Here is a 5,168-nt window from a genome sequence, read left to right as displayed (position 1 = left end):
GTTTCGAGAGATTCATTCGAAACTGTGGTCTGACCCCGACGTCACGGCGGCGACTATTCCGATTTCTTTGACCGACCGGATTCTCCTGGCGACATGCTTGCCCAGCGCGGCCGCAAACCCGCTTTACGCCGCAAGCGAAATTACCATGCGGCGCGCTTAAGCGGTGCACTCAAGCGGTGCGCTCAAGCGGCACGCTTAAACCGCGCGCTTCGGCAAGCCGCTCAGCAGCTTGCGCACGGCGCCGTGGGCCATCACCACTTCCGGCGCATCGTGCAGCAGCGCCAGATATTTTTTGCGGAACTCGGCGTCGCCCGGTTCCACGGGGCCGATCAGGATTTCAATCGCGGTGCGAAAGTCGGCCAGCTCGCCCACGGTGAGGGGCTCCTTCTGGTCGAGCCGCTCGTCGAACGCCGTCATCAGGCCCGACAGCTTGTGCAGCCACGCGAAATGAAAGTGGTTGGCGACCAGCTGCAAATGTTCGAGCGGGCTGCCGACGTTGCCGAAGTATTGGGTCTCGACGTCGATCAGCGCCTTGTGCAAATCGCGCAGCCCGCGCGTGAGCGGACGGATTTGCTGGTACAGCGCTGACTCCTGGCTGACGAATTCCGACTCTTCCATGAATAGCTCCTTATTTATCGCGTTGATTGATGTGTCGACTGATGCGGCGCCGGGGCGGCCAGCCGGACTTCAACCGCGCGCCGATCTGGAAGTGTAGCGCGCTTCCCGCGCCGCCGTCCGCTTTCAATAGCCGGGCCGGCTGCGCCGCCGCCGCGATCAAATTTATAGCCCGCCCTATCGTCACACAAGTCCGGTGGCGGTACTATTACAGTGCAGTGGCGCGACGCCGGCGCCGGCCCGATGATATCCGTACCCCACGTACTTCCCATTTCCCGGAGCGCCATCATGACTACCCCGACCCCAGATCCGCTGATCCTGCTGAACGGCCGCTTCCACACGGTCGACAAATCCAGGCCGGAGGCCAGCGCCGTCGCGATCCAGGACGGCCGCTTCCTCGCCGTCGGCGACGCGGACGAGGTGATGCGCCATCGCGGCGCCAACAGCGAGGTGATCGACCTCAATGGCCGCACCGCCATCCCCGGCCTGAACGACTCCCACCTGCACCTGATACGGGGCGGCCTCAATTACAACCTGGAGCTGCGCTGGGAAGGCGTGCCGTCGCTGGCCGACGCGCTGCGTATGCTCAAGGCGCAGGCCGCGCGCACGCCGCATCCGCAATGGGTGCGCGTGGTCGGCGGCTGGACCGAATTCCAGTTCGCCGAAAAGCGCCTGCCGACGCTCGACGAGATCAACGCCGCCGCGCCGGACACGCCGGTCTTCATCCTGCACCTGTACGACCGCGCGCTGCTCAACCGCGCCGCGCTGCGGACTGTCGGCTACACCAAGGACACGCCCAATCCGCCCGGCGGCGAGATCGTGCGCGACGCCGCCGGCAACCCGACCGGCATGCTGATCGCGCGCCCGAACGCGATGATTTTGTACGCGACGCTGGCCAAGGGGCCGGCCCTGCCGCTGGAGCAGCAAGTCAATTCCACGCGCCAGTTCATGCGCGAATTGAACCGCCTCGGCGTCACCAGCGCCATCGACGCCGGCGGCGGCTTCCAGAATTATCCGGAAGATTACGCCGTCGTCGACCAGCTGGCCAGGGACGAGCAGCTGACCATCCGCATCGCCTACAACCTGTTCACGCAAAACAAGGGCAAGGAGCTGGGCGACTTTGAGAAGTGGACCGACATGGTCGCGCCCGGCCAGGGCTCGGACTTTTATCGCCACAACGGCGCCGGCGAGATGCTGGTGTTTTCGGCGGCCGACTTCGAGGATTTTCTCGAACCGCGTCCCGAGCTGGCCGCCGGCATGGAGGACGAGCTGGAAAAAGTGGTGCGCCACCTGATCTCGAAACGCTGGCCGTTCCGCCTGCACGCCACCTACAACGAATCGATCACGCGCATGCTCGACGTGTTTGAAAAGGTCGACCGCGACATCCCCTTCGACGGCCTGCACTGGATGTTCGACCACTGCGAAACGATCACGCCGCACAATATCGACCGCGTCAAGGCGCTCGGCGGCGGCATCGCGATCCAGCACCGCATGGCTTTCCAGGGCGAGTATTTCGTCGACCGTTACGGCGCCGAGGCGGCCACCCACACGCCGCCCATCCAGCGCATGTTGAGCAGCGGCGTGCCGGTCGGCGCCGGCACCGACGCCACCCGCGTGGCCAGCTACAATCCGTGGACCGCCTTGTACTGGCTGGTGTCCGGGCGCACAGTTGGCGGCCTGCGGCTGTACGAAGCGGCCGGCAGGCTGTCGCGCGACACCGCGCTCGAACTATGGACGGCCGGCAGCGCGTGGTTCTCCAGCGAGCAGGGGAAAAAGGGCCGCATCCAGGAAGGCATGCTGGCCGATTTGTCGGTGCTGTCGCGCGATTTCTTCAGCGTGCCGGAAGACGACATCAAGGCCATCGAATCGGTGCTCACCATCGTCGGCGGCAAGATCGTCTACGGCCAGGCCGAGTTCACGCCGCTGGCGCCGCCGCCGATACCGGTGCTGCCGGACTGGTCGCCGGTGTCCAAAGTAGCGGGACACTATCGCGCCGTGGCGCCGGCCGCGCACAAGTCGGCGCTGCCGGCGGCGCACCAGTGCCGGGGCGCCTGCGGCGTGCACGCGCACGCGCACGACAAGGCGCGCAAGTCGACGCTGCCGGTGGCCGACGTCGGCGGCTTCTGGGGCGCGCTCGGTTGCAGCTGCTTCGCGTTCTGAGATGGCGACAACTATCACGACGAGCGCGGCGAGCGGCGCGCAAAGCGAACCGGTGCAGGCCATGTGCCTGGCCTTTTTGGCCGGCTATGTCGACACGCTCGGCTTCGTCGCCCTGTTCGGCCTGTTCACCGCCCACGTGACGGGCAACTTCGTGCTGATCGGCGCCGAGCTGGCGCGGCCCTCGCACGGCGTGCTGCTCATCAAGTTCCTGGCCTTCCCCGCCTTCATCGCCGGCGTCGTCGTCGCGCGGCTGCTGACGGTGGCGCTGGAACGGGCCGGCCGGCCGACGGCGGCCTATGTGCAAACGGTGCAGTGGCTGCTGCTGCTGGGCTTCATGGCGGCCGGCGTGATGGCCTCGCCGGTCAGCACCGACACCGGCACGCCGTGGGCGCTGGCGGCCGGCATGATGGGCGCGGCCGCCATGGGCATCCACAACGCCAGCAGCAAGCTGCAATTTCCCACGCTGACGCCGACCACCGTCATGACGGGCAACGTCACGCAACTGGTGATCGACCTGGTCGACATCGCGCGCGGCGAGGCGCCGCCGGCCGTGCGGGCGCGCTGCGGCAAATTCTTCTGGCCGGTGGTGGCCTTCGGCTGCGGCGCCATCGGCGGCGCGTACGCCTATGTGCGCTGCGGCTTCTGGGGCTTGCTGCTGCCGCTGGCGCTGCTGCTGACGATGATCGCGCGCCAGCCGTGGCGCACGCCGGCCGTGGCCAGCTAGGAAGCGGCCCGCAGTTCGGTGGTGATGAAATCGGCGAAGGCCCGCGCCACCTGGCGGGTCGAGCGTCCCTGCGGGAAATACACGTTGACGGGTAAATCGACCGTGTTCCAGTCGGGCAGCACGCGCAGCAGCGCGCCGCTGTCGAGTTCCTGACGGCAGGCCCAGATCGTCGTCGACGTGATGCCCATGCCGCCCACCGCGCAGGCCACGGCGCCCGACAGCGTGTTGGTCGTCAGCTGGGGATGCAGGTCGACATTGACCTTTTCGCCGGCGCGCTCGAAGTACCAGGAGGCGGCGCGCGTGGTGGCCGGGCCGCCGACGATGCTGTGGCGCGTCAGGTCGGCCGGGGTCGCCGGCGCGCCGGCCCGGTCCAGATAGGACGGCGCCGCGACGACCACCCGCTGTATCGTCGTAATCAGCCGGGCCACGCCGGCCGCGTCCGGCAGCGGGCCGACCCGGATGCCGACGTCGACCGCCTCGCGCACCATGTCCTGCCATTTGTCGTCGAGCACCAGCTCGATGTTGAGGTGGGGATGGCGCTGGGTGAACGGCGCCAGCCGCGGCATCACCATGCGCAAGCCCATCGTCGTCGGCATGCCCACCCGCAGCAGGCCGCGCAATTCACCGCTGTCGCGCACGCTGTTTTCGGCGTCTTCCAGCGCCGCCAGTATCGGCTCTATGCGCACCAGGAATTCGCTGCCCGCCTCCGTCGGCACCACCGCGCGCGTGGTCCGGTGCAGCAGCTTGGCGCCCAGGCTGGCCTCCAGTTCGGCGACCATGCGCGACACTTGCGACTGCGCCAGCGCGAACTCGCGCGCCGCCGCCGAAAAACTGCCCAGGCGGGCCACCCGCGAATACAGGCGCAGCGTCAGTATATCTTTCACGATCGTCCCCCAGGCCCTGCCCGCGTTAATTAATGCTGATTCAGCATAGATTATAGAGAAATTCGACGGCTACCGCATAACCACGGAAAGGCGCATTCTTCAATCACCGGCAGCACGGTGCTGCATCGAAACGACAACCTCCACACTAACTTAAAGGAATACGATCATGAGCAAGAAAGTCCTCATCACTGGTGCAACGGGCGACACGGGCCGCGCTGCCGTCAAGGAATCGCTGGCCCTGGGCCTGCAAGTGCGCGCCCTGGTGCGCAAGGTCGACGAGCGCTCGAACGCGCTGGCCGCGGCCGGCGCCGAAATCGTCATCGGCGATTTGCTGGACCTGAACTCGCTGTCGGCCGCCATGCAGGGCGTGGACGCCGCCTACTTCGTCTATCCGGTCGCCCCCGGCCTGATCGCCGCCACCGTCAACTTCGTGCAGGCCGCCAAGGAAAACGGCGTCAAAGCCGTGCTGAACCTGTCGCAGCGCTCGGCCAACCGCAACTCGACCAGCGACTCTTGCCGCGACACCTTCCTCAACGAAGAAGTGTTCAACTGGTCGGGCCTGCCGGTGATCCATTTGCGTCCGACTTACTTCCTGGAATGGCTGATGTACCCATGGCAGCTGCCTTACCTGCAACAAGGCATCTTGCGCATGCCGGTCGGCAAAGGCCGCCACTCGCCCATCGCCGCCGCCGACCAGGGCCGCGCCATCGCCGCCATCCTGAAGAGCCCGGAAGCCTACATCGGCAAGACCATCAACCTGTCCGGCCCGGTCGAGATGGACCACG

At 66.7% G+C, this 5,168-nt stretch carries 5 protein-coding genes; 3 read left to right on the top strand and 2 right to left on the bottom strand.

Going from position 1 to position 5,168, the window contains the following annotated elements; translation table 11 throughout:
• Positions 1-195 precede the first annotated feature (195 nt).
• Complete coding sequence (locus Q0S71_RS16900; RefSeq protein WP_295998207.1) at positions 196-618, bottom strand: hypothetical protein; 423 nt, start codon at positions 616-618, stop codon at positions 196-198.
• 285 nt (positions 619-903) lie between these two features.
• Here Q0S71_RS16900 and Q0S71_RS16895 point away from each other — a divergent pair, with 285 nt between their 5' ends.
• The gene (locus Q0S71_RS16895; RefSeq protein WP_295998204.1) at positions 904-2,775 is read left to right on the top strand and encodes an amidohydrolase; all 1,872 of its coding nucleotides are present in this window, start codon (positions 904-906) and stop codon (positions 2,773-2,775) included.
• Between the two features lies 1 nt (position 2,776).
• Entirely contained in the window at positions 2,777-3,499 is a 723-nt protein-coding gene (locus Q0S71_RS16890) for a YoaK family protein (RefSeq protein ID WP_295998201.1), read from the top strand.
• On the opposite strand, the gene Q0S71_RS16885 is transcribed toward Q0S71_RS16890, so the two are convergent.
• Entirely contained in the window at positions 3,496-4,383 is an 888-nt protein-coding gene (locus tag Q0S71_RS16885; protein WP_295998198.1) for a LysR family transcriptional regulator, read from the bottom strand. The genes Q0S71_RS16890 and Q0S71_RS16885 overlap by 4 nt on opposite strands.
• 166 nt (positions 4,384-4,549) lie before the next feature.
• On the opposite strand from Q0S71_RS16885, the gene Q0S71_RS16880 reads away from it, so the two are divergent.
• The coding region (locus tag Q0S71_RS16880; RefSeq protein WP_295998195.1) for an NmrA family NAD(P)-binding protein at positions 4,550-5,168 on the top strand (619 nt) is incomplete at its 3' end.

It is taken from the genome of Rugamonas sp., from assembly GCF_025354735.1.
Classification (GTDB): domain Bacteria; phylum Pseudomonadota; class Gammaproteobacteria; order Burkholderiales; family Burkholderiaceae_D; genus Rugamonas.
This window is presented reverse-complemented; position numbering and strand designations above follow the sequence as displayed.